17 protein-coding genes and 7 tRNA genes are annotated in these 23,567 nt (G+C 46.0%); 1 reads left to right on the top strand and 23 read right to left on the bottom strand.

All coding sequences use genetic code 11. The features are described from left to right. Positions 1–27: 27 nt before the first annotated feature. From ACS5WU_RS02100 to ACS5WU_RS02030, 15 genes are all read right to left on the bottom strand, one after another. A tRNA-Tyr gene (locus ACS5WU_RS02100) sits at positions 28–112 on the bottom strand. Positions 113–358: 246 nt separating this feature from the next. Beyond that, positions 359–2,128 (bottom strand): glycoside hydrolase family 9 protein, encoded by a 1,770-nt coding sequence (locus ACS5WU_RS02095; protein ID WP_302760481.1) that lies wholly within the window; start codon positions 2,126–2,128, stop codon positions 359–361. Then, positions 2,118–3,245, bottom strand: a complete 1,128-nt coding sequence (locus ACS5WU_RS02090) for an ABC transporter ATP-binding protein (RefSeq protein ID WP_302760482.1) — start codon at positions 3,243–3,245, stop codon at positions 2,118–2,120. Before ACS5WU_RS02090 ends, ACS5WU_RS02095 begins: the two co-directional genes overlap by 11 nt. A 13-nt stretch (positions 3,246–3,258) precedes the next feature. Then, entirely contained in the window at positions 3,259–4,134 is an 876-nt protein-coding gene (locus ACS5WU_RS02085) for a carbohydrate ABC transporter permease (protein WP_302760483.1), read from the bottom strand. Further along, positions 4,124–5,023 carry a carbohydrate ABC transporter permease gene (locus ACS5WU_RS02080; RefSeq protein ID WP_302760484.1) on the bottom strand — a complete coding sequence of 300 codons (900 nt, stop codon included), beginning with the start codon at positions 5,021–5,023 and terminating at the stop codon, positions 4,124–4,126. Before ACS5WU_RS02080 ends, ACS5WU_RS02085 begins: the two co-directional genes overlap by 11 nt. 307 nt (positions 5,024–5,330) lie before the next feature. Then, positions 5,331–6,137: a response regulator transcription factor gene (locus tag ACS5WU_RS02075; RefSeq protein ID WP_302760485.1), complete on the bottom strand. Its 807-nt coding sequence runs from the start codon at positions 6,135–6,137 to the stop codon at positions 5,331–5,333. After that, the gene (locus ACS5WU_RS02070; protein ID WP_302760486.1) at positions 6,127–7,908 is read right to left on the bottom strand and encodes a sensor histidine kinase; all 1,782 of its coding nucleotides are present in this window, start codon (positions 7,906–7,908) and stop codon (positions 6,127–6,129) included. Before ACS5WU_RS02070 ends, ACS5WU_RS02075 begins: the two co-directional genes overlap by 11 nt. 116 nt (positions 7,909–8,024) lie before the next feature. Continuing rightward, a complete protein-coding gene (locus ACS5WU_RS02065) occupies positions 8,025–9,356 on the bottom strand; it encodes an ABC transporter substrate-binding protein (RefSeq protein ID WP_302760487.1) in 1,332 nt (443 codons plus the stop codon). A 439-nt stretch (positions 9,357–9,795) separates the two neighbouring features. Then, positions 9,796–9,871: transfer RNA gene (locus tag ACS5WU_RS02060), tRNA-Thr, on the bottom strand. Between the two features lie 118 nt (positions 9,872–9,989). Next, the gene (locus ACS5WU_RS02055; protein ID WP_320607356.1) at positions 9,990–10,973 is read right to left on the bottom strand and encodes an AraC family transcriptional regulator; all 984 of its coding nucleotides are present in this window, start codon (positions 10,971–10,973) and stop codon (positions 9,990–9,992) included. A gap of 19 nt (positions 10,974–10,992) precedes the next feature. Beyond that, positions 10,993–11,889 carry a glycyl-radical enzyme activating protein gene (locus ACS5WU_RS02050; protein ID WP_302761545.1) on the bottom strand — a complete coding sequence of 299 codons (897 nt, stop codon included), beginning with the start codon at positions 11,887–11,889 and terminating at the stop codon, positions 10,993–10,995. A 98-nt stretch (positions 11,890–11,987) separates the two neighbouring features. Continuing rightward, positions 11,988–14,450 (bottom strand): glycyl radical protein, encoded by a 2,463-nt coding sequence (locus ACS5WU_RS02045; RefSeq protein WP_302761547.1) that lies wholly within the window; start codon positions 14,448–14,450, stop codon positions 11,988–11,990. Between the two features lie 39 nt (positions 14,451–14,489). Then, positions 14,490–15,461: an ABC transporter permease gene (locus ACS5WU_RS02040; RefSeq protein ID WP_302761549.1), complete on the bottom strand. Its 972-nt coding sequence runs from the start codon at positions 15,459–15,461 to the stop codon at positions 14,490–14,492. Further along, positions 15,451–16,959 (bottom strand): sugar ABC transporter ATP-binding protein, encoded by a 1,509-nt coding sequence (locus ACS5WU_RS02035; RefSeq protein ID WP_413815494.1) that lies wholly within the window; start codon positions 16,957–16,959, stop codon positions 15,451–15,453. Before ACS5WU_RS02035 ends, ACS5WU_RS02040 begins: the two co-directional genes overlap by 11 nt. Positions 16,960–17,066: 107 nt before the next feature. Further along, positions 17,067–18,086, bottom strand: a complete 1,020-nt coding sequence (locus ACS5WU_RS02030) for a substrate-binding domain-containing protein (protein ID WP_302761553.1) — start codon at positions 18,084–18,086, stop codon at positions 17,067–17,069. A gap of 506 nt (positions 18,087–18,592) precedes the next feature. Here ACS5WU_RS02030 and ACS5WU_RS02025 point away from each other — a divergent pair. Then, positions 18,593–19,486: a hypothetical protein gene (locus ACS5WU_RS02025; RefSeq protein WP_302761555.1), complete on the top strand. Its 894-nt coding sequence runs from the start codon at positions 18,593–18,595 to the stop codon at positions 19,484–19,486. 87 nt (positions 19,487–19,573) lie between these two features. Here ACS5WU_RS02025 and ACS5WU_RS02020 read toward each other — a convergent pair. The 8 genes from ACS5WU_RS02020 to cmk all read right to left on the bottom strand — a co-directional run bounded on the left by ACS5WU_RS02020 (position 19,574) and on the right by cmk (position 23,567). Then, positions 19,574–19,649: transfer RNA gene (locus ACS5WU_RS02020), tRNA-Phe, on the bottom strand. A gap of 5 nt (positions 19,650–19,654) precedes the next feature. Further along, positions 19,655–19,731 (bottom strand) — tRNA-Asp (locus tag ACS5WU_RS02015). Positions 19,732–19,781: 50 nt separating this feature from the next. Beyond that, positions 19,782–19,858, bottom strand: a tRNA-Ile gene (locus ACS5WU_RS02010). A gap of 37 nt (positions 19,859–19,895) precedes the next feature. Beyond that, positions 19,896–19,970, bottom strand: a tRNA-Glu gene (locus ACS5WU_RS02005). Positions 19,971–19,996: 26 nt separating this feature from the next. Next, positions 19,997–20,073: transfer RNA gene (locus tag ACS5WU_RS02000), tRNA-Pro, on the bottom strand. 152 nt (positions 20,074–20,225) lie between these two features. Further along, complete coding sequence (locus ACS5WU_RS01995; RefSeq protein WP_059108624.1) at positions 20,226–22,322, bottom strand: bifunctional 4-hydroxy-3-methylbut-2-enyl diphosphate reductase/30S ribosomal protein S1; 2,097 nt, start codon at positions 22,320–22,322, stop codon at positions 20,226–20,228. Next, positions 22,310–22,906, bottom strand: coding sequence for a lysophospholipid acyltransferase family protein (locus ACS5WU_RS01990; RefSeq protein ID WP_302760181.1), 597 nt, complete (start codon positions 22,904–22,906; stop codon positions 22,310–22,312). The genes ACS5WU_RS01995 and ACS5WU_RS01990 overlap by 13 nt, the downstream gene beginning before the upstream one ends. A gap of 1 nt (position 22,907) precedes the next feature. Then, positions 22,908–23,567: a (d)CMP kinase gene (cmk, locus tag ACS5WU_RS01985; RefSeq protein WP_302760182.1), complete on the bottom strand. Its 660-nt coding sequence runs from the start codon at positions 23,565–23,567 to the stop codon at positions 22,908–22,910.

Genomic DNA, 23,567 nt, shown 5'->3' with positions numbered 1-23,567 from the left:
AAGCGCTTTTATATGCGCTTTTTTAGTTGGTGGAGAGAGATGGATTCGAACCATCGAAGGCGTCGCCGGCAGATTTACAGTCTGCTCCCTTTAGCCACTCGGGAATCTCTCCATATTGAAACCTATAATAGGTTCTGAACCAGCAACCTGCTGGTCAAAATTCAAATGCTTCCCTTACCCGGTCAGCGATATTTATTATAGCATAGCGGTTTGTAGAGGTCAATAAAAAAATTACAAACTGCAAAAAAAGTATGGACGGCGTAAATATACGCTTTCAAAAAACGATCTGTTGTTTCATCCGGGAAATTCACTGGAGCATCACCTCCTTTCGCCGCTCAGGTTGCTGAAGCGCATGACGCTATCGCTTATTTTTATTTCCATCGATCTGGGAGACCAGATAAAGCATCCAGCCAACCATAGGCATATCATACTCGTTATCCAGCCCGTAGGACTCTTCAACGAAGCTTTCCTCTGTGATTCCGGTGAATACCGCACCCGGTATTTGAGGAACCGGAGGAAAAAATTCCCCAAAAATACCCCTGTGCGGCTGGTTATATCCAACTCCCTCCACATTGCTTGCGTCAAACCGGTTTGCACCGAGTATCCAGTCGAGCTGCCGCTGAGCAGTCTGTGTATATTCGGGCTCTCCAAAATGCTTTGCCGCTTTTGTGAGGAATACGCCAGCCGCAATCAAATCAAGGTTATAGCAAAAACTGTATTCCTTGTAAAACACTTCAAAATCTTCGTTCCCTTTGCTTGCGATACCGCCCTTTGTTTCATCACGGCTTGCGTCATGTTCTGTGCTGTAGCTGAAAATAACAGGCGTCTCAAACCTGTCGTGCCCGGCTGTATGCCATGTTGCGGGTACGCGTCCAAAAGGATTTTCCCGGTGTTTTTGGTTATGCTGTTCTGCAATCAATCTGGCGCAGCCCTGCCATATGGCCGCGTCCGGATCGTCTGGCCACGTTTCCGCAGCTTCGAGCAATACGATTGGTACTGAGGTGGAAAAAAAGTAATAATAGTTATTCGCCAAAAAGTCGGAATGTTCCCCTTCCCAAAAGCATGCCGCCGCAGGATTTTGGGATACGTCGCCCCCAACCTGAAGTTTTGACAGTTGCCGTAGGGCCAAAACCGCTTCGTCATGGTATTCCATACAGGGTTCAGCATCAAATAGCTTGATTGCCGCACCCGCCAGCTCCGCGCAACGTAAGGCCGAACCCTGATAATATCCCCGGTACTGCCTTGCCATACCATCATGCCCCAAAGGCGGATAAGCCGGCAAATCGTAATTTTGCATTTCGCTGCCGGGGCCAAGCATATACCGCCAGACAGCCTTCGCTCCCGCCAGGCACTCTTCTGATTTACCCGCATCGCTCTCTTTGAAGTATCGTGAAGCGAGCGCCAAAAATTTGATCGTCTGCCAGTGTGAGGGCTCATTATTCGGGCTTTCATAGTATTGCCTGTTTTTCCAGCTGAACCGGTAATCACCGTAGCCCTTTCCCGCCAGCTTTGTATCGTATCCTTCCGGAATCCATGTGCAGTCGATAAGCCACCCTTCCTCTGTAATGAGGGAAAGAAGGTATTTTGCCCCATGCCAAAGATTTTCCCCGATTATTTTCTGGTCCCGGGCAGGCTCCGCTTCCAGTGCATATTCAGCGAGCGCCGAAAGTCCCAAGGTTGTGCCAAAAACCCATTTTCGCAAATCGCTGGACTGGTGGAAGCCCCCGGTAAGGCTTCGCATCTGCGACGAACGCAACAAAATATGGTCGCCTGTATGGCACGCGCCGTTCCAGCCCTGTTCGTCACCGCACCTCTGCCAGACAAAAAAATTCAAAAGGATACGCGCCAGAGGATCGTATGCGTTTTCCCATATGATGAAGCAACGGCTGTTGCCATCCTCTGTATGGATGCGGTAAATCCCCTCCTCACAAAGCCCGGAAAAATCTCCCACGCCGTAAGAACCATATTGCACGCGCCATTCAAACGAGCCCTCAAAGACCGGCGTAAGCTTTAAATCCTGTAAGCGGCATACCGTAAAAGAGTCCGCATTGCCATCATAAACAAATTTTTTGGACGCTTCCGGCAGGAATCCCGTATGATTGATCAAAAACCGATTTTTATGATTCATTTTTTTCTGAGACCTCCATCAATGTTTTTTTGCTTTCCGGATCGAAAACATGAAGCTTGGCCGTATCGAGGTATAGATTGACAGAAGCGCCAACACCTGCGGCATATCCGGAAGAAAGCCTGGCGTTAAGTTGCTCCTGTCCGCTTTTTCCGCCGGGCGGCAGCACGATCAGGAACATATCCGCGCCGGTCTGCTCTTCTACCTCTATCTTCATTTCGATAGGCGTTTCCCCTTTTGTTTTGATATCCTCCGGGCGTATACCAAAGACGACCTCCTTCCCAAACGCCTCCTTTTTTATTTGGACGGCCCGTTCCCGGTCAATTTCTATTTCCTTTCCCCACATACAGGCAAAGGCTTTTCCGTTTTTCCTGCTGAGTCTTCCCTTCCATACGCTCATCTGCGGGCTGCCGATAAACTGCGCCACAAAAAGATTTGCCGGATGCTCGTACAGGTTCATCGGTGTATCGATCTGCTGGATGTACCCATCCTTCATCACGACGATTCTGGTTCCCATGGTCATGGCCTCTGTCTGGTCGTGCGTAACATAAACGAAGGTCGTTTTCAGGCGCCTGTGAAGTTTGAGTATCTCTGAACGCATTGCGACGCGCAGTTTCGCGTCGAGGTTCGAAAGAGGCTCGTCCATCAGGAATACAGATGGGTTGCGTACGATTGCACGCCCAAGTGCTACACGTTGGCGCTGTCCGCCGGAAAGTGCCTTTGGTTTTCGATTCAGGTATTCGGTAATGTCGAGTATTTCAGCAGCTTCTTTCACCCGTTTGTCGATTTCTTCTTTGGGTGTTTTGCGTAGCTTTAAACCGAACGCCATATTATCGTAAACTGTCATATGCGGATACAGGGCGTAATTCTGGAAAACCATAGCCATGTCGCGGTCTTTTGGTTCCACTCCGTTTACGATACGCTCCCCGATAGAAAGCTCTCCCTCCGTGATATCCTCAAGGCCAGCGATCATACGCAGCGTCGTCGATTTCCCGCACCCGGAAGGCCCTACCAGCACAACGAATTCTTCGTCTTCAATTTTCATGGACACGTCTTTCACAGCATAAACGTCACCCTGTTTATATTTTTTCCCTATGTTTTTGAACGTAATTGCAGCCATATTTTTTCCTCCCTCAGCCTTTGACCGCTCCACCAGTCAGGCCCTGCACGAAATATTTTTGAACAAAGCAGAAGAAGACAACGAGCGGGATCAGTATGATACAAATTGCAGCGCACATCGGTCCCCAATTCGTGCCAAACTGTGCCGAAAACGAAACCATGCCGATCGGTATTGTTTTCATGGACGAGGAGGCCAGCGCTACCGTCGCCCATAAAAGTTCCCCCCACCATGCGACAAAGATCAGAATCGCGTTGGTAGCGATTGCCGGAAGCATAAGCGGTATCGCAACTTTTGTGAAAGTCTGTACCTCCGTGCAGCCGTCGATACGCGCAGCCTCGAGCAGTTCGTTTGGTATGGTATCGAAAAAATTCCGAAAAATATAGATCGTCATGGGGAGCCCCCATGCGATATATGGGATGATAAGCGACATCCGCGATCCGATCAGCCCGATTTTTGATGTAATCAGATACAGTGGCATAATGACCGATTCGGAAGGCAGCATCGTACATGCCAGAATCGCAAGCATAATAATCTCCGCGTGTTTGATGCGGAATCTGGACAAGGCATATCCTGCCAGTGCGCCGACAATGAGCGATACGATAAGCACGATGGACACGATGATCACGCTGTTGAGCATATATTGACCGATTTTCGCATCATTCCATGCCGTAGCGTAATTTTCCCACGCAACATGCTGGGGCAGTCCCCAAACGTTCGTATAAAATTCCGACGTTGATTTGAAAGAAGTCATTACAACGAAAATAATTGGAAATGCGATTACCGCACAATAGAGAATCAGTAATGTGCGGCTGAATCCCCGCGCCTTGCCATCGCCCTTCATGTGCACCCTGACAGTTTTCTGGTTGATATTCATACGTTTAGTATTCATATTTTTCTCCTTTGAACACCCGGTTCATCAATACCACGATCAGGATGACGATCACCGTGATAATCACCCCCTGTGCAGCTGCATAGCCAAAATCTCCAAAGTTAAACGCTGTTTTTACCATGTTGATGGGTACAACGTAAGAGGTGGTGCCCGGCCCCCCTCCCGTCATGACGGAAACAATATCGTAGGATTTGAAATTCACCGTCAGCGTATAGACGGCCGTCATCAGGACAGTAGGCCGGATCAATGGCAGGATCAGGCTGAAAAACTGGCGCGGATAGCTCGCTCCTTCCAGTTTGCTTGATTCAAAGATAGAGGCTGGCAGCATTTGCATCGCCGCAAAACTGAGCATCATCGTCAGACCGCTCATTTTCCATATATTGACGAGTGCGATGCACCACATTACGGTCGATTTATTCTCCAGCCACGCCGTTGTCAGGTTATCCAAACCGATTGACCGGAGTAAATTGTTAAGCAGGCCCATGTCTGAATTATAAAAAAACGTAAACAATAAGCCGACCACTGCCGCAGGCAGCATTACCGGCATAAACGCCATCAAGCGATAAAAAGCGCCCTCCTTCCTGTATACCTTAAATACAAGCGCCGCCAAAAACAGTCCCAGAAGAACCGATCCTGCAGTGGATACCAGCCCCAGAAACACAGAATTTTGCAAGCTGAGACGGGATGTGTCGTTTGTGAAGGCTTTTGCATAATTATCCGCGCCAACCCATTGTGGAGCACTGAATCCATCCCACTGTTGGAACGACATAACTCCATTCCATACAAACGGGACATACAGCGCATAAACAAGAAATGCAAATGCAGGAACCAAAAACAGCAGACAAAGCAGGCGACGCTTTGTCTTACTTTTTCGAATTGCAGTTTCCATATTTTTCCCTCCCCATAAAAATAAAACTTTGTGGAATCATTCGACGTTCATTGAATTGTATTTGGTGATGACTTTATTATAGGCAAAATCGTTGAGCTCAAGAAGGGTGCACACTACGAAACTATCCAAAATTCTACGAAGTGGACTTCCGCTTTCAAAAGGTGATATCTGCCTGCGTTAGCAAATTACCAGCCGCACGCAACAAAAGAAAGGGATCATCCTGCTTAAATGGATAATCTCTTTCTTTTGTTACGATTTCAGAGTGTGGACGTTTCTGCGAAAATTCGCGCTAAAATTGCAATAGCAATCACTGCTCCATTTTTTTACGGTATGCGGAGGGCGAGCATCCGACGATCCGCTTGAAAACAGTTGAGAAATATTTATAATCGTAGAAACCAACTTTATCTGCAATTTCATAAGTCATCATCGAGGTTGTACGCAGCATTCGCCGCGCATGTTCGATTCGAACCCGCGCAAGGTAATCTACAAAACTGGTACCAGTTGATCGTTTAAAGCAGGAGCTAAAGTAATTATTCGATTTCCCAAGGTGCCTGGCTACGTCTTCCACGGTAATACGATCTGCATAACGTTCGTTGATATATGCAAACGCGCGTACAAGCAAAGGGCTAAAGCTGTTTTCGCTGAGGCTCAGTGCGGGATCTCTGCCGAAAATGATCTGGTGCATTTCCAGGCCGAACGAGCCCTCCTCGCCAAGCGCCATCGCCGCATTTTTCACAGAAATAATCTGGGCGACCAGTTTTTGTATCAGCTCTTTTAAGGCCTGAATATTGACCGGCTTCAATAAGTAATCAACGGCGCCAAGCTTGATTGCATCGTGTGCATAATCAAAGTCTGCAAACCCGCTCATAATGACAATTCTTAGTGGCTCATAGTTAAGCCTCCTGCCAAGCTCCAGTCCATCAAGGCCCGGCATACGGATATCTGTCAGTACCAGCTCTATTTTATACTCCATACACAGGCGATATGCCTCCTGTCCATCGCGCGCAGCAAATACACGGTCGATCCCCAGTTCTTGCCAGTCAATGCCTGTCTGGAGGCCGAGGCGGATGTTTGTTTCATCATCTGCTATGAGTAACTTAATTTCATTCTTCATCTGTTTTGTACAGTATGGGAAGCAGTAACCGGACAACTGAGCCTTTGTTTTTGCTGCCCTGTATACTGAGCCCATATTCCTTCCCGTATTCGAGCTGAATCCTGTCATGGATATTTTTAAGCGCAAACGATCTGCCTGCATCCCATTCCCCGTTGATATATTTGTTAATCGCTTCCGCATCAATACCAATCCCGTCGTCGGTAACGCGACAGCGCATTTTTCCTTCCCACCTGTCGATCAGTATCCTGATATGCCCTTTCCCCAGTTTGGGCTCAATTCCGTGCACGATCGCATTTTCGACAAGCGGCTGGATGACCAATTTGATGATCCTGCATGGAAGTAAATCTTCCTCCACCCTGATTTCAAAAAAGATGCTGTCTTCAAACCGCGCGCGCTGTAGCAGGATATAGGACTCAAGGCTTTTGATCTCTTCTTCGAGCGTTGTATATTTGTTGCCGCTGTTCAGGCTGTGCCGGAAAAGGTTGCAGAGCGCCTCGATATTGTCTGCGATTTTCTGCTGGTTTTCCATGACGGCCATCCAACGAATGTTATCCAATGTGTTGTACAAAAAATGTGGATTAATTTGGCTTTGCAGGTATTCCAGTTCCATCTCCCGTTCCGAAAGTTTGCTTTTGTATTCCTGCTCGATCAGATTCCTGATATATTCGTTCATTTCACGCAGCGAGCGGTTGAGCTGCCCGATTTCGTCGTTACTCCTCGACTGCGTCGTAATCCTGAAATTCCCTTCCCTGTAATTCTGCGCATCCTTTGAAAGCAGCGATACCGGGCGGATGATGCTGCGGTTCTGTACCAGCAGGAACGCGATTCCAAAGAACACCACGACAAGGATATTAAAAAATGTCAGCAGCGTTACTTCCTTCTGCCCGCTCAGGAAGACGCTTTTGGGCTCTTCCATCACAAGGCTCCAATCCGGGCTATCCTGCACCGTATGGAGCACAACATTCCCATCCTGTTCAAAATATCCGCTGTTTCCGAACAGCTCCGCAAACCGTCCGCCGCCTGACAGGTTGCTTCCCAGCATGGATTTATCGGTGGATGACACGACTTCCCCGTCCCGGTTGACGATATACATACGCCCATCGCCAATCATAATACCGGAATAGAGGGCCTCGATGTACGCTTCATCAAAGGTAATTCGTTCGATCCCCAGCATTGTTTTATAATTTCCAAGATCATTGATTCCGCGCAGCAGCGATACGACGTATTCACCGTCAAGGTAACGGTAATAGTAGTCGCCCGGATAAACCTGCTTATAGGCCGCCGTCCAAAACGGCCTTCCCTCCGCTTCCTTTACCGCTTCGACGTACTGCATATCCTCCGCTTCAATACGCAGGCCATACTGGTAGATGATTCCCTCGTCGTCATACAGGCTGATGGCTTCGACATAATTCCTTGATTCAAGGAGCGGCTGAACGGAAAAACCTACCGTCAGCGTTTGCCTGCCAACCGCGTCGATCGTGGGATCACGGTAGTCTTTAAGGAGGGACTGCGTTTTTGCATCCGATAAAATATTCAGGGAGACATACTTCGCGTCATTCGTAAAATTTTCCAGGTTACCGCTCACCTGCTCCAAAAGCGCAAAGCGCGCGTCGCAGGTCTGCCTGTAGTTGTTAACGCTGATATAGTGACTGACCAGAATGGAAACGACAATAATAGGCGCAAGCAAAAGCAGCAAAAGCGTTACGCTGAATTTTTGTGATAAGTTTAGATTTGAAAACAGACGCATGGTTTCCTCGACGTAGCCAGTCATAGAATATGTTTAAATATAATATATCATAACATATTTTGACGAATTCCGGATTAAAACAATTTAGAAGCGGCATCCCCCACGAACGCCGCTTCTAATTCATTTTTGTTCGTTTTCGTTTATCCGACAATCTGCTGGCGGATATCTTCCATCGCCTGCATGACGGAATCAACGCCACCCCCTAATATAAGTTCTGGCAGTGCCTGATTGACGCAATAATCCGACATGACGGGATCAAGGTTTTTAATTTCCTTTGCAACGACTGCAAATGTGAAATCCGAGAGCTTTTTGACGGTGGGATCGTCAGAGGTCGTTCCCTTTACCGCCACAACAAAACCGTTATCGGCATTAATCTGCTGGACAGGAACGCTCGTATAGGTTTTCAGGACTTCCACTGCGGCATCAGGATCCTTGACATTGGCTGGAATAAACAAACCGTCAGCACCGCCGGTTATAGCCGTTTCACTTGCCATAGACGGCCATGGAACGATGACGGCTTCAAACGGGAGGGAATCTATCACCGCACCGATGCCTGCTGCAACTTCCGCACAAAGAGCCGTTTTACCCTGAGAGAACGCAGCGCGTCCTTCGTCTGTCGTAAGCGTTACAGCGCCCTCGCCCGGATACATATATTCCTTGTCGTAGAGTTCCTTTGTATTGGCGAACGCATTTTTAAAAATATCGTCCGTACATGCCACTTTTCCTTCCGCTACTTCATCTACCTTATTGGCGTCTTTCGTATAGCCAATAACACCATTACCCCATACCCAGTTTCCTTTTTGATTATCAGTCGGCGCCGACATCGGGAAAATATCTTTTTCCTTGAAGGTTTCACAGGCTTTGAGGAAATCATCCCAGCTCCAGTAGGTGCCGTCCGGAACCGGTACGCCCGCCTGTTCAAATAATTCCTTATTGGCAATCAGGCAGGAGAAGTTTGGCGTAGTAGGTATGTCGTAGACTTTCCCGTCGATTTCTCCCAGCGTCAACAGGTTTTCGTCAAAGCTATCGCGCCACGCACCGCCATCGGCGTCAAGGTATGGCGTAAGATCGAGCGCCATATCCGATTTTGTGAATGTGCTTATATACTGCGGCCAATAATTATAAACGTCGCAGGGATCACCCGAAGCGATGCCTGTACGGATGACCTGTTCGAGGTTCCCCCAGTCTACCTGGAGTGATTCGATATTATACTGATCCGAAAGCAGCTCTTCGAGTTTTTCGCACGTTGCTTCGCCTGATGTATATTCTACAATTTTACCATAGAATTTAATGTCCTTTTTTGCAGAAGCTGTTGTAGCGGTTGCGTCCTGCGTTTCTTTTGCTTCGGAAGGCGCGCTCGCTTCCGTCGTCGATTCGCCAGTGGAAGAAGCCACCGGGGCGGATGCGCACGCAGCCATAAGCAGGCAGAGTACGATCACAATAGATACTACCATCAATGCTTTCTTTTTCATAATTTCCTCCTTATTTTCAGGCCCTTACGGGACAATTAGAAATTTTGACAAAGAGTTATCCTTTTTTCTCGGCAAATAGTGTCAGTATTTTAAATGTTACTGGTTCAATAAAATAAATATAGTAAGATTATGTTTGAAATTCTTCTTGCGTTAATCCTATGATAAAAAAAACATCCTGCTAATAGAATGGTATTATCTACGAAACTATCGAAATTTCTACGCAATGTCACCTTTTCAGTAAAAAGTAGTTTTTGTTCAGACGCTTTACGTTCTCAACTGGCGGAGCTGTTAAGAATGAAAGAAAAATGAACCTTTATGACAATCAGAATTTTTGATGCTAAAGATAATTACAAACAATAAAAAAGTTTAACAAAGGATTTTTGAAGATCACGAACATTCAGAAAAATAAAAAAACCGCATAAAAACGCGGTTTAAAGTTTGGAGCTGGTGATGGGACTTGAACCCGCAACCTGCTGATTACAAATCAGCTGCTCTGCCAATTGAGCTACACCAGCAGGATAATTATGTCAGCGTTTAATATTTTACCAGAATCGCAGCAAAAATCAAGTATTTTTTGTAAAATAGTTTTTACAATTTTAGTTGCTGCCAAAGGATCAACCGGTTTTGGCCAATCTATTGATGATTATATAAAAAATCAAAAAACACTTGAAACGTTTCTTCCCAATCGAGAATCCGGTACTGGCCATTGCCTTCCTCAATGCCCTGTATTTCCGGCTTTTTTGGTATTTGTCTTTGAGGATAACGTTTTTTATATTGTGAAGGAGTACACTGATACTCTTTTGCAAGCGCTTTGCAGAAATACCGGTAATCCGAGAATCCGCTTTCCAGGCAAATATCGATATTTTTTTTGTCGGAATTTGCCAAAAGCTCCGTTGCTTTGGTAAGGCGTAATTTGTTCAGGTATTGCTGAAAAGACATCCCAAGATATTTCTTGATAAAATGGGAAAGGTAATACATATCAAGCGCCTCTGTCTCCGCTAGGACAGAAAGCGATACTTTGTCTGCAAAATTTTCCTGCATAAAGCTGATGATCCTATTCAGACGGTTCATATTGCGCGTTTCCTTGATCTGCTTTTCTTTGTTGATAATTTCATATTTTCCATAACGGACCAGATAATAAAAAATTCCGTTGATTACGTTCATTGCTTTAAAGGGATAACCCACCATTTTTTCGTGTAGCACGGTCATCAGTTCGGTAATATTTTGATAAATGCAGTCATAATAAATCTGAGTATTTCCTTTTGGCTTAATGGAATTGTCTATAAAACGTATTTTTTTCATTTCCGGATAATAGCTTTCACAGAAATTTGGCGGAAGTTGTATTGCCAGCACTGAATTCATATCACTCATCCGCTGCAGGCAATGCGCCTCATTTGAATTCAGAAAAAAGATGTCGCCGGTTTCAAGCTGGTAACGCGTACTCTCCGTATAAATCGTAATGGGCCCGTTGATTACGAGTAACAATTCTATTTCACGGTGCCAATGGAATTTTGAGCTATTGAGGCTCAATAACCTCGATACAAATACCTTGATATTTAAATCGTTGCCATATTGTACAAACTCAAATACTTTTTTGTTTTCGTCATCGTGTTTCATAAATTCTATCCACCGATCCTTATCCGTCAACGCTTACCGCAACACCCTTTTTTTCAAAAATTTCGGCAAATTCATCTATTTCTGCGGGAGACGGTTTGTCCCCTCCAAAGGTATATTCCCTCCTGAGTTGCATGTATTTGTTTTCACCAAAGGTATGGTAAGGCAAAAGGTCGACCTGACCGATTTTATGATCCGCAGCCATCCGGGCAGTTACCTCTATATTCTCCTTCGTCGCATTAAATCCCTTGATTAAGGGAATTCGCATTACCAATGGATAACCGTTTTTTGCCGTCTGATAAAGATTCTCCAGAATTTGTTCATTGGGTACGCCCGTATATTCACGGTGTAATAATGAATCCATATGCTTAACATCATAAAGAATCAGGTCAGTTTTCTGAAAAATTTTTTCTGCGATTTCCCAGGATGCAAATCCTGTGGTTTCAAGCGCAATATGATGCCCGTCACGTTTTGCAGCATCAATCAGCGACTCCAAAAACGTAAATTGCATCAATGGTTCCCCACCTGATATCGTAATTCCGCCGCCCGAGTTTTGGTAAAAGGAATTATCTCTCCCCGCTTCCTCCAAAATTTCTTCGACCGACATGTTTTTCCCTTTGATTTCAAGCGCCTGGGCCGGACAGGCATTTGCACATCGGCCGCATAAGATACAGTTCGTGTCAATCCCCTGCATTCCAACCAAGATATTATTCGGGCACGCCTGCTCGCATTTTTTGCAGCCAATACACTTCTTTTCGGTGAAAAGAATATTGATCCCCGTTTCCTGGGACTCTGGATTGGAACACCATCTGCATTTCAAAGGACATCCCTTTAGGAAAATAACCGTCCTGATCCCCGGACCGTCATGCGTGCTGAAACGCTGTATATCAAACACCCTGCCAAGTTCTATAGTCATCATATTTTCCTTCCTCTTCTGATATGAAAACATGAATATTACAAAAAAATGTAATATCCATGCTTTCACAGACAGATTTTATGTGCTTATGGTAATTGCAATTACAGGTTGTGCTCCGTTCTTGCGATAATATCCTCCTGGACTTCCGGACGCAGATCAACAAAATATCCGCTGTAGCCTGCCACACGTACGATGAGGTCCGAATAATTATCAGGTTTTTCCTTTGCATCCATCAATGTTTCCGTGGATACGACATTAAACTGGAGCTGCATGGCCTTCTTCTCAAATGCACCTTTGATGAGCGATACCCAGTTATCAAGCCCTTTGTCGGAATCAACTGCGGAAGGCGTAATCTTCACATTAAACAGCTGTCCCCCTGGCATCAGTACATTTGGAAGCTTGGCATAGGAATTGAGGAGCGCCGTCGGGCCTTTCCTTTCCGTGTCGCGAAAAGCGGACGTCCCTTCTGTGATTGGCGTTCCTTCTTTCCTTCCGTCGGCCGTCGCACCTACGACCTGTCCCGTGAGGACGTGAGACGCCACTGTTGCGGTTGATGGAATAAATACCCCGCCGATCGGGCCTTTCCCATACCGCGTATTTTTGTAGGTCATCTCCCTGTCCGACCAATACTTCATGATTTCCGCTGCAATTTCGTCCGGCTCATCATTATCGTTGCCGAATTTGCTGTCCGCTTTCAGTAATATCTGGCGAATCTCTTCACCACTGGGATCGGTTGTCATATCTTCAAAATTTGTAGCAAGTGCGTGCATCAGCTGTTCACGCGTAACACGCTTTTCTTCGAATACTACCTTTTTGATCGTAGCAAGCGCATTGGCTGCGGAAATCACTCCAACACACTGACCACCGGTAAAGTCGTATTTTGCACCGCCCTTTTTGATTTCCCTTCCACGCTGTATACAGTCTTCAATGACAGAGGAAAGGAATGGATTTGGCGTCAATTCTTCCCACGAATAATCGACCACATTCCCGGCAATCACGTGTTGCCGCAGGAAAAATTCGAGCTGCTGCCTGAATGCGTCCATAAGGTCCCCAAAGGTTTCGAATGTGGACAGATCTCCTTTCTGTGGACAAAGCGTGTAACCGGTCCGCGGATCCCTGCCGCCATTGACCGCAAGCTCAACCCACTTCGCAAAATTCGGGAAGCCGGCTCCGTATCGTCCGCCTATTTGCCCGTGAGGAGCGGGCTCTACACAACCGACCATACCGTAATTGCTCGCGTCTTCATAGGAATAACCGATATTGAGCATGGACGGAATAATTACCTCGTCATTAAAAAATGCAGGAAGGCTTCCAACTGTCCGGATTACCTTAACAGCTTCTTTCATGAATATGTCCGGCGTTCCTTTATACCACCTGACAGTAAGTGAAGGCTGTGTCATTTTCAGCTTTTTGGTGCAGCCAAGCGCAAGGTAAGACAATTCGTTGACGGCATCCTGCCCATTTAAAGTCTGTCCGCCAATCGTCAGGTTCTGAAATAGCGGATTTCCAACAAATGCAACCGTATTGGGCCAATCACGAAGCTTTGCAAATTCCGTCACCTTCAGCCACAGGCAACTCATAATCTCAAAAGTCTTTTCAATCGTCAGGCGATTTTCTTCTATGTCTTTCAAAAAGAAAGGATAAAGATACTGGTCCACACGTCCAAAAGAAATCGAATGACCGTTGTTTTCAAGCTGGATTGGAATATTGACGAACAGCATCGCCTGCGCCGCCTCCTGAAAAGTCCTCGCGGGCTTTGCCGGAATACGGCGGCATATTTCTGAAAGTTCTGTGAGCTCGGTTTTACGCTTTGGATTCGCTTCTTTTTGTGCCAATTCCCAAAGCTTATCCGCATAACGCGCTGCAAATTTCAACACAGCTTTTTGTGTGATAATTACAGATTGTAAAAATGGGAGCTGGGCGAGCTGGTCCGGTTCGCCAATGTCAAGCGAAGCGATCTTATCCTCCGCTTCCTTGATGATACGCTCCATCCCAACCTGAATTACTTTTACATAATCAGGGATTGTATGTCCATCGCCGCTGGTCATAATCCAGTCTTCTTCCGTCCCCTTCACTTCCTTGCAGGCAAGGCGCGTTTCCTCCGGGAGAAGCGCGTTCACCCTGTCCTCGTGTGTCTTTCCCCGCCAATAAGGGATTACGTCGTTTAACAGGATTTCTCTTGCCTCGTCAGAAACCTGATACGCGTCACCGGGCCTTTCGCCAAATGCGTACGGGACGCCATTTAGTTCGCTTTCAATCCAGTCTACGGAAAATTCCGGAAAGATTGGCGCCGCACGTGGAACGGATGCCATGTTTCCGACCAGAAGATCGCCGTCCTTAATATAAATTGTCATTTCAGACAAGACGTGCTCGAGCGCTTTTGCCCTGCGAAGGATCATCGGCTCCCCTTCTGTTTGCCGGAAGGATTCCGTCCACAGTTTTGCACGTTCCGGGCAAATCGAAAGATTTCCTTCAAAAAAGATTTCCCTCAGATTTTGAAGCCTTGGTGTCAATGGTACGTTTTCGTCTAGATAATTGATACATTCCTGAATCATACTTTTCATTTTTCTTACCTCCTGATTTGAGTTCCATACTTGCCATTCTTATGCCGGACGCTTCCTGTCCAGCAATACGGCAACCAAAATAATGATGCCCTTGACAACCTGCTGATAATAAGACGATACGTTCAAAAGCTCCAGCCCATTTGTCAAAAATCCGATGATCAGAACGCCTACTACAGTTCCAATAATGCTGCCAACGCCTCCCGCGAGACTTGAACCCCCTACGACAACCGCCGCAATGGAATCAAGTTCATATCCGGATCCGGCGTTTGGCTGACCGGTCATTACCCGCGAGGATAAAACAATCCCGCCGATCGCCGCGCAAACGCCTGTGATTGCATAACAGGCAAATTTCACACCGGTTACGCTGATTCCGGACACTTTGGCAGCCTGCTCATTTCCGCCGATTGCGAAAACGTAACGTCCAAACTTTGAAAAATTAAGGAGGAAAATCCCAATGAGGATCACAACAAGGAAAATGATGATTGGGATCGGGATTACGCCGACAGATCCCCCTCCGATATTGGTATATTCCTCCGTAATGTTGATCACGGGGCGGCCGTCGGTATAAACGAGAGCAAGGCCGCGCGCCATTGTCATAGTAGCGAGCGTTGCGATAAAGGGCGCCACACGTAGTTTGGCAATAAACAGCCCGTTAAAAGCTCCGCATGCCAAGCCGACCAACGTCCCCATCAATATCGCAACCCAAAGCGGGAATATGGCAAGTGTCGTCGCATAGCTTGTAGCAATGCAGGCGCTAAGCGCAAGGACTGAACCGACTGAAAGGTCAATCCCACCGGATATGACGACAAAGGTCATCCCAACTGCTATTACGCCGATCGTCGTATACTGTCGCAAAACATTAAGCATATTCTGTGATGTAAAAAAAGTCGGCGATGCAATCGCGAGAATGATGATCAGTGCGATAAACGCGAAATACAGACCATATTTGCTGAATATCTTTTTTACACCGCCGGAATGCGGTGCGCTCAATTTAATTGCTTCATTTTTCATCTTTCTGTCCTCCTTTGTTTCCAATCGCACATTCCAATAAGATTTCCTGATTGCATTCCTCACATTTGAATTCCCCTTTGACCTTTCCTGCATGCACAACGATAATCCTGTCGCTCATGCCAATCAGCTCCGGCATTTCGGACGATATCATAATAATCGATTTTCCCCTTCTGACCAGTTGATCCATAATTTTATAGATTTCTGACTTCGCGCCGACGTCTATCCCGCGTGTAGGCTCATCCATAATGATGATGTCTGGTTCCCCCATCAGCCATTTTGCGATCACTACCTTTTGCTGATTACCGCCGGAAAGTGAATTGACCGGCGTTTCCCTCGTCGGGGTTTTGATCTTAAGCGCATCGATATAGTTGTCCACCACCCTTACTTCTTCTTTGGAATTCACGACAAAGTTACCGCGCAAAATCTTTTTGAGATACGCAATGGAGCAATTTGTTTTGACGGAGCCCACAAGATTGAGCCCATATTGCTTCCTGTCTTCTGTAATAAAAGCGATTCCATTTTTGATGGCTGTCTTTGGTGATTTTACATCGATCTCTTTCCCATGTATCCTGATCCTGCCACCTGTGACCTTACGCAATCCGAAGATACTTTCCATGATTTCAGTTCGTCCCGCGCCCATCAGGCCAGATACGCCGAGAATTTCTCCCCGTTTCAGACGAAAACTTACATCCTCAAACACTCCCTCGCAGCACAATCCTTCTACCTCTAAAACAGTTTCGCAAAGGGCTGGTTCCCCTTTTGCATAAGCATCCTTTACATACATATCCTTTAGCTCGCGCCCCACCATAAGAGATATGAGCGACTGTTCGTCAATCGCTTTAATTGGTCTGGAATCGATCAGTTTTCCGTCACGCAGGACGGTTACATGGTCGCATATGTGGAATATTTCATCCATTTTATGCGATATATATATAATTGCTTTGTTTTTCTTTTTTAGTAGCGCAATGATTTCAAATAGCTTTTCTACCTCAGCATCCGTAATTGCCGAGGTCGGCTCATCCATGATGATAATATCTGCATTACAGGATGTTGCCTTCATGATCTCAATCATCTGCATTTGTGCCACGCTCAGGTTCTTAACTTTTTCATGTGGATTCAGGTTGATGCCAAGTGCAGCTATTTCGTCAAGGGCGTCGTGGTACAGCTCTCTTTTTTTTACAACGCCAAACGACGCTGTTTTCTCCCGGCCAATGAAAAGGTTTTCTTCAACGGTCATATCAGGAATCATGTTTAGCTCCTGATGGATCATCGATATTCCTTTTTCCAGCGCATCCTTTGGGTTCCTCGGAAAGAACGGCTGGTTGTCGTATAGGATTTCGCCGCCATCTAAGGGAAGCAACCCGGCAAGAATTTTCATTATTGTAGATTTCCCCGCTCCGTTTTCTCCCATCAGGCCATGCACTTCTCCCCTTCGTACATAGAGCGAAACATCATCCAGTGCAACAACGCCCGGAAATTCTTTTCGGCAATTCGTCATTTGCAATATGTTTTCGTTTGTATTCACTCACTTCACCTTCCTAGCTGATTCCAATATGTTTGCGGACGGCCCGGGGGTACAATGTTTCCCGGGCCATTCGCATTTTTTTAGCTCAGATAATCGTCAATATTTTCAGATGTTACCAATTCAAACGGAATGTCATACAATTTTTCTACCTTTTCGCCATTAGCCAGTTTTTGTGCGACCTCAAAAGCGGTTTCCGCCTGTGATGTGGAGTTTTGGAAGACGGTAGCATTAAGCCCTCCCGCTTTCACGGAATTGAGCGAATCCGGGATACCGTCGATGCCGATTACCGGAACCTGCTCCGCCTTGTTTGCCGCTTCAAGCGCCTTAAATGCGCCAAGGGCCATTTCATCGTTATGCGCTACAACAGCGCTGATCTCTTCACCGGTTTGCAACCAGTTTTCCATCAGGTTCATTGCTTTTGCGCGATCCCAGTCGGCTGGTTGGGAATAAATAATTTTGATATCCGGATATTTTTCAAGTATATTGTTGATGCCTTCCTGACGCTCGGCTGCTGCCGATATGCCGGTAGGGCCTTCAATTACACAGATATTTCCCTTTCCGCCGATCGCATCTGCAATTCTCTGCATTTCGAGTTCCCCGGCTGTCACGTCACTCGAACCCACATAAGAATCAATCATACTCTCATCTGTAAGGTGCGCCACAAGGACAACGATTGGAATTCCTGCCTCCGCCGCTTTTTGGGCCGCAGGGACACAACCGTCTTTATCGTAAGGGTTTAGAATAATAGCATCTGCACCCTGTGAAATAAAGTTTTCTATGGCAGATACCTGCGTTGCCGCGTCGCCTTCCCCATCGCTTACAAGCAATTTCACATTTGCCTTGCCGGCTTTTGCTTCGATGACGTCCGCCAACTGCTTGATATACTCGTTCTGCAGGTTCTGGAAAGATGCTCCAATTACGATCTGCTCCGCACCGCTATCGTCGTTCGCAGCTGTTGTCTCTCCATCAGCCACTGCATCATCACTCTCAGAAGCGCCAGAACCACCACTCTCGCTTGCCTGCATTGCCGGATTGCACCCTGTAAGCAGCATTGCTGCAACCAGAAGCATACACAAAGCCAAGATAATCATCTTTTTCATTTCTAAGTCCTCCTATATTTTCTATATTTTGATATGTAACGCTAACATAAAGTCAGCCGTTTACCAAAAGAGTGTGCATGCAGTGATAATTTGAAAAAACTTTTGATTATGTCATGAAATTTACTTGATTAGTATTGGATAAATCTGTGAATACCATTTTTAGATTGCAGTATTTTTGTTTAATCTAAAAATAACAGATTGGTCTTTGAGTAACTTTGATTTATTTGTTTTATTTGTTGGATGATTTTGCGAATTTCATTTGAGTTTTAAAAAATCGGTAAATACTTGATATTCTATGATGTTTTTGTATCCGGGAAGCTACGCTTGGCAGACCATGGAAGCAATTTGTAAATGCAATTTGTTCTACTTTCTTGCGGGAAACGCAAAAGTGTCTAATATTTACATAAATCACAAAGTTGTCATAGGCAAAACGCAAGATGATACAAGAGGCTTATGGTGGCTGCACTATAATGAATGGTATGACGATTCTAATGGAGGAGAAAGGTATGAAAAACGGAATATGTATCATTGGTACGGCCCATTGCGATATTGTGTATCCGATCGTATGCTATCCAAATAAAAATGAACTGACTACGATTACGGATAAAATAACTTACTCCATCGGTGGCAGCCTTTATCATATGGTTAGTGCATTGTCAGCACTCGATATCAAGCTTAGTCTTCAAGCCTGCGCGACGATAGGCGATGATATGGATGGCGATTTTATCGAACAAAAACTCGCGGATTTTGATCAATTATCCCTTGCGGGCCTCAAGCGTGCCAACAGGACATCCTTTATCATGACAATGCGTGATCAGGAATCGGATACGATATTCCAGTATCGATGCAGGTCATCCAAATTGTCGGCAGCTGACTTCGACTTTCAGAAAATAGATGTAAAAATGGTGCACATCGAGGCGCCGATTGAATTATTGGAGCCGGATCCCCAATACGGAACCAAATTAAGCGCATTACTTTCCGCCACACAAAGTGCGGGAACGTTGACATCAGTTTGTATGCCGGAGAGTACAGAAGCAGATTCCCTGTTACAAATATTACGATATGCGGATTATGGTATGATCAGCCTGCAAAATCTTCAGGCAATATCAGGCAGCAAAATTGAAAATAACAGTAAAGTAGATTTGCCGGAAAACCTAAGGCAGGTTTTTTATAAGCTGCGGCAAAAAAAATCATCCATAAAATGGTTGCTTGTATGTTCAGAAAATGAAGTCTATGGCATTGATTGTGAAATGTGCACTCCGCGTGCTTTATATTCCAATGGATTGATCTGTGCCGAACCCAATATGCACAGGTTTTATTCCGGCGTATTATATGGCGCTTATCAAGGAAAAATGCTTACGGAAGCAATGGAGATTGGTAAAACGATGCTGGGCTCGTGACCACTTATATTCAGGTATAAAAAAAGCCTTTTTAAAAGGCTTTTTTTGACTTATTACGCCGGTCTTATAAAGACGCGGCATATTTCATGGTGCCTCCGGGCGGAATCGAACCACCGACACGGGGATTTTCAGTCCCCTGCTCTACCGACTGAGCTACAGAGGCAAATGTGGCGACCTGGAAGAGACTCGAACTCTCGACCTCTAGCGTGACAGGCTAGCGTTCTAACCAACTGAACTACCAGGCCACATTACTGTAAATATTATCATGTAAAGGTACATAATTCCTTTACTCAATTGGTGGGCCCTCAGGGACTCGAACCCCGGACCAATCGGTTATGAGCCGACCGCTCTGACCAACTGAGCTAAGGGCCCGCAAGCAAATAAGAGTAAAACTTGCTCAAAAAACAAATGGTGACCCCACCGGGAATCGAACCCGGGTTACCGCCGTGAAAGGGCGATGTCTTGACCGCTTGACCATGGGGCCTCGTACAAAAGCTAAGATGTATTTTTTGGTCGGGGTGGAGGGACTCGAACCCCCGGCCCCATGCTCCCAAAGCACGTGCGCTACCAAACTGCGCTACACCCCGAAGCATACTCTTTTTATTTGCGACGCTTTATAATATACTTTAATTTGGTTGAAAAGTCAATAGTTTTGACTCTTTTTTTTATGCTTTTTTTAGAGACACAAAATTGCGTAAAAAAAGCCGCGTGGTGCGGCTTTTTTATGCAATTCTAATAACTATTCTTCGTCCTGATCATCCATTTTTGGGAAGAAATCTGCAAGTGAAGAGGTAGCCTCTTCTACCGGCGGAATTTCATAATGGAATTTCTCTTCACGCTGTCTGGAATCGTCTTCACGCTTTGCAGGCTTTTCCGGTTCATCCATTAGTGCGCGAATACTCAGGCTGATGCGTTTTTTTGCAGGGTTCACTTCCATAATCTTGGCAGTTACCTTATCGCCAATCCTAAGCTCTTCCTCAACCTTCTCAAGACGCCTGTTGGTCACCTGGGAAATGTGGATCAATCCGTCAATGGTAGGCTCAAGGGAAACAAACGCACCAAACGGCATAATGCGTACAACCGTGCCTTCCACTGTGTCTCCAACGAGATACTTCTCAGGAACAAGATCCCATGGCTTGGGTGAAAGCTGCTTCAATCCGAGGGAAATCCTCTTCTTTTCAGGATCAACATTCATAATGAGGACTTCAATTTCATCCCCCACGTTTAACACATCCGAAGGATGTTTGATTTTAACCCAGGAAATATCTGTAATATGGAGAAGCCCATCTACACCACCGATATCGATGAACGCGCCAAAATCAGTCAGGCGCTTTACTTTTCCAGTTACTTTATCACCTTTTTTGAAGGTTTCATATAGCTTCTTTTCCTGTTCTTCCGCCTGAACCTTCAGGATATTCTTATGAGACAGTACAAAACGCCTCTGGCGCTTATCTGCCTCGATGATGTTGACTTCAAGCTCTTTGCCTACAAACTCGTTGAGATCCTCAACGTACTTCAAAGAAAGCTGGGATGCAGGAATAAATGCGTCATATCCTTCCAGTTTGGCAAGTACGCCGCCCTTTACGACTTTATCCACCTTAACAGTATAAACTGCGGTTTCATCAAGAGATTCCACCAGTTCTTTCCATTTCAGCTTGGATTCGATAGACCTTCTGGAGAGCACAACATTGCCTTCCCCGTCGTTCAACGTAACGACTTCTGCTTCGATCTCATCTCCAACCTTGAACAAATCCTGTGGATTTGCATCACCGGATGCGGTAAGGTTCTCTTTTTTGATGATACCGTCAGATTTATAGCCTATATTGACACATATTTCACTGTCGGAAATCTGAACAACCGTTCCGGTTACTATCTGTCCTCTCTTAATATATACAAACGATTTTTCGATTTCAGCCATGAAATCCTCGTTTGCCTGTGATTGTTCTTGTTCTGTTGTGGATACTTCCGTCTCCTCTGCAACTTCTGCGTCCACTACTTTTTCGACATCGCTCATAAGTGTCTTTACCTCCCTAATTAACCGATCCGGTGTCGAAGCACCGGCGACAATACTTATTATATCATGATTCGTCACATTTTCAAGTGGAAGTTCTGCAATATTGTCTATGTAATACGTTTTTTGACAATTATTTTTACACAATTTGTACAATTTTTCCGTATTTGACGAGTGCTTCCCTCCCACCACTAGGACGATATCAGACTTTTTCGCAAGTTCTACCGCTTCCTTCTGTCGTTTTTGCGTCGTATCGCAAATAGAATTGAAAAGTTCGAGATTTACAATCCTTTCACGCAGTACAGTCACAATTTCATCCCACAAATCGTGTGTAATTGTTGTTTGCGCGACCACGAGCGCTTCGTCAAGGGAAGGAATCGTTGCCGCGTCTTCTGCGGTATTTACCACATAAACCGGTCCCTGCGCCCAGCCTTTGATTCCCGTTACCTCAGGATGATCCTCTGCGCCGATAATAACGACAGGCATATCCCCCGCCTCAATGACACGGTTATGGATACGTGCGACAAACGGACAGGTGAGGTCTAAAAGCTCAAAGCCCCTGTTTTCTATTTTTTGGTATACAGCTTTGGGAACACCATGCGAACGAATGATGATAACCGTGCTTTCTTCCTGTGGGACGCTGTCAATATCCTCTGTGATCCTGACGCCCTTTTTTTCCAGCTCTACGATTACGTCCTTGTTATGGATTAATTCCCCGTAGGTATAGATGTGCCTGTATTTACCGATGGTTTCGTTCACCGAATCCACCGCGCGCGCAACGCCAAAGCAAAATCCGGCGTTTTGGGCTACCACTATTTTTGACACGCCTTTTCCCTCATTTCAATCATAATCCCGCGCAGGTATTCCGTCGCCTTTTCTACCGCCGCGCTGTTTGTTTTCTCTCCAACAATCTCCTTCAGGTCTATCGGCGGATGCGTATACAGCTTCACCTGATGAAAGAGCTTGTAACTTGCATGGATATAGACCGGTACCACCGGTACGCCCGCCCGCATTGCCATAAGCGCCGCCCCTGGCTCGAACGGCAGGATCTCACCCGTTTCACTTCGCGTCCCCTCCGGAAAAATTCCAAGTATCTTTCCGTTTTTAAGCGTCGTAAGGGCTGTTTTAACCGCTTTTAAATCACTTTTCCCGCGGGCCACCGGGATGGCGTGAAGCCGCCGTAAAAACCAGTTGGCTATTTTGTTTTGAAAAAGCTCCTCTTTGGCCATATAGCATACTGGTTGCGTCTTGATACTATGCCCCAAAATGATCGGATCCCAATTAGACTGATGATTGCAGATGACTACTGCTCCGCTTTTGATCTTCAGGTTTTTCTTATCGATTACCTTTATAAAAAAAATCGGCATCAGGACGATATAAGCAAATACCCGCGCAAGAAAATAAACCATGTTATTTCTCCCCCGAAACCCGCTCGGCTACCAGCTTAATTACCTGCTCCCTGCTCATCTCTGTGGTATCTACCAGAAGCGCGTCCGGCGCCTGGCACAGCGGTGCAAATTTCCGTGTGGAATCCGTTTTATCCCGTGCGATAATTTCTCGTTCGATCTCGTCAAGATCGGCGTTTGGATCGGTATCTTTCATTTCCAGATACCTGCGCTTTGCGCGTTCCCTTGGTGAAGCCGTAATAAAAAATTTGAAATCTGCATCCGGCAGCACATAAGTCCCTATATCGCGGCCATCCATTACAACGTCGTATTCGTCCGCTACCTCGCGCTGCAGCTCTACGAGCTTAAGACGAAGCTCAGGAATAACAGCGATATCGCTCGCCCCCCTGGAAATACGCGGCGTACGGATAAACGGCGTTACATCCTTTCCGCCGATCAGGACCTTTTGCATACCGGTTTCATAAATAACCTTCATATCCATTTCAGGCAAAGCCTGCACGACCTCCTGTGAACGGTCCGGCTCAATCCCCTTCTCAAGCATCGCGTAAGCAGCCGCGCGGTACATCGCCCCAGTATCGAGATAATTGATATGCAGTTTTTCTGCAACCGCCCTGGCAACGGTGCTCTTTCCCGCACCCGCAGGTCCGTCAATCGCTATTTTCAT

The sequence above is a fragment of the Christensenella sp. KGMB01412 genome (genome assembly GCF_055522415.1).
This window is presented reverse-complemented; position numbering and strand designations above follow the sequence as displayed.

Excerpts from the sequence above, each read along its gene's own strand:
- ACS5WU_RS02050 (WP_302761545.1), bottom strand. The coding sequence starts at position 11,889 with ATGATGACTATAGAACTTGGCAGGGTGTTTGATATACAGCGTTTCAGC.
- ACS5WU_RS02065 (WP_302760487.1), bottom strand. The coding sequence starts at position 9,356 with ATGAAAAAGAAAGCATTGATGGTAGTATCTATTGTGATCGTACTCTGC.
- ACS5WU_RS02090 (WP_302760482.1), bottom strand. The coding sequence starts at position 3,245 with ATGGCTGCAATTACGTTCAAAAACATAGGGAAAAAATATAAACAGGGT.
- ACS5WU_RS02070 (WP_302760486.1), bottom strand. The coding sequence starts at position 7,908 with ATGACTGGCTACGTCGAGGAAACCATGCGTCTGTTTTCAAATCTAAAC.
- ACS5WU_RS01990 (WP_302760181.1), bottom strand. The coding sequence starts at position 22,906 with ATGGTTTATTTTCTTGCGCGGGTATTTGCTTATATCGTCCTGATGCCG.
- ACS5WU_RS02080 (WP_302760484.1), bottom strand. The coding sequence starts at position 5,023 with ATGGAAACTGCAATTCGAAAAAGTAAGACAAAGCGTCGCCTGCTTTGT.
- ACS5WU_RS02030 (WP_302761553.1), bottom strand. The coding sequence starts at position 18,086 with ATGAAAAAGATGATTATCTTGGCTTTGTGTATGCTTCTGGTTGCAGCA.
- ACS5WU_RS02085 (WP_302760483.1), bottom strand. The coding sequence starts at position 4,134 with ATGAATACTAAACGTATGAATATCAACCAGAAAACTGTCAGGGTGCAC.
- ACS5WU_RS02040 (WP_302761549.1), bottom strand. The coding sequence starts at position 15,461 with ATGAAAAATGAAGCAATTAAATTGAGCGCACCGCATTCCGGCGGTGTA.
- ACS5WU_RS02025 (WP_302761555.1), top strand. The coding sequence starts at position 18,593 with ATGAAAAACGGAATATGTATCATTGGTACGGCCCATTGCGATATTGTG.
- ACS5WU_RS02045 (WP_302761547.1), bottom strand. The coding sequence starts at position 14,450 with ATGAAAAGTATGATTCAGGAATGTATCAATTATCTAGACGAAAACGTA.
- cmk (WP_302760182.1), bottom strand. The coding sequence starts at position 23,567 with ATGAAAATAGCGATTGACGGACCTGCGGGTGCGGGAAAGAGCACCGTT.
- ACS5WU_RS02035 (WP_413815494.1), bottom strand. The coding sequence starts at position 16,959 with ATGACGAATTGCCGAAAAGAATTTCCGGGCGTTGTTGCACTGGATGAT.
- ACS5WU_RS02055 (WP_320607356.1), bottom strand. The coding sequence starts at position 10,973 with ATGAAACACGATGACGAAAACAAAAAAGTATTTGAGTTTGTACAATAT.
- ACS5WU_RS02095 (WP_302760481.1), bottom strand. The coding sequence starts at position 2,128 with ATGAATCATAAAAATCGGTTTTTGATCAATCATACGGGATTCCTGCCG.
- ACS5WU_RS02075 (WP_302760485.1), bottom strand. The coding sequence starts at position 6,137 with ATGAAGAATGAAATTAAGTTACTCATAGCAGATGATGAAACAAACATC.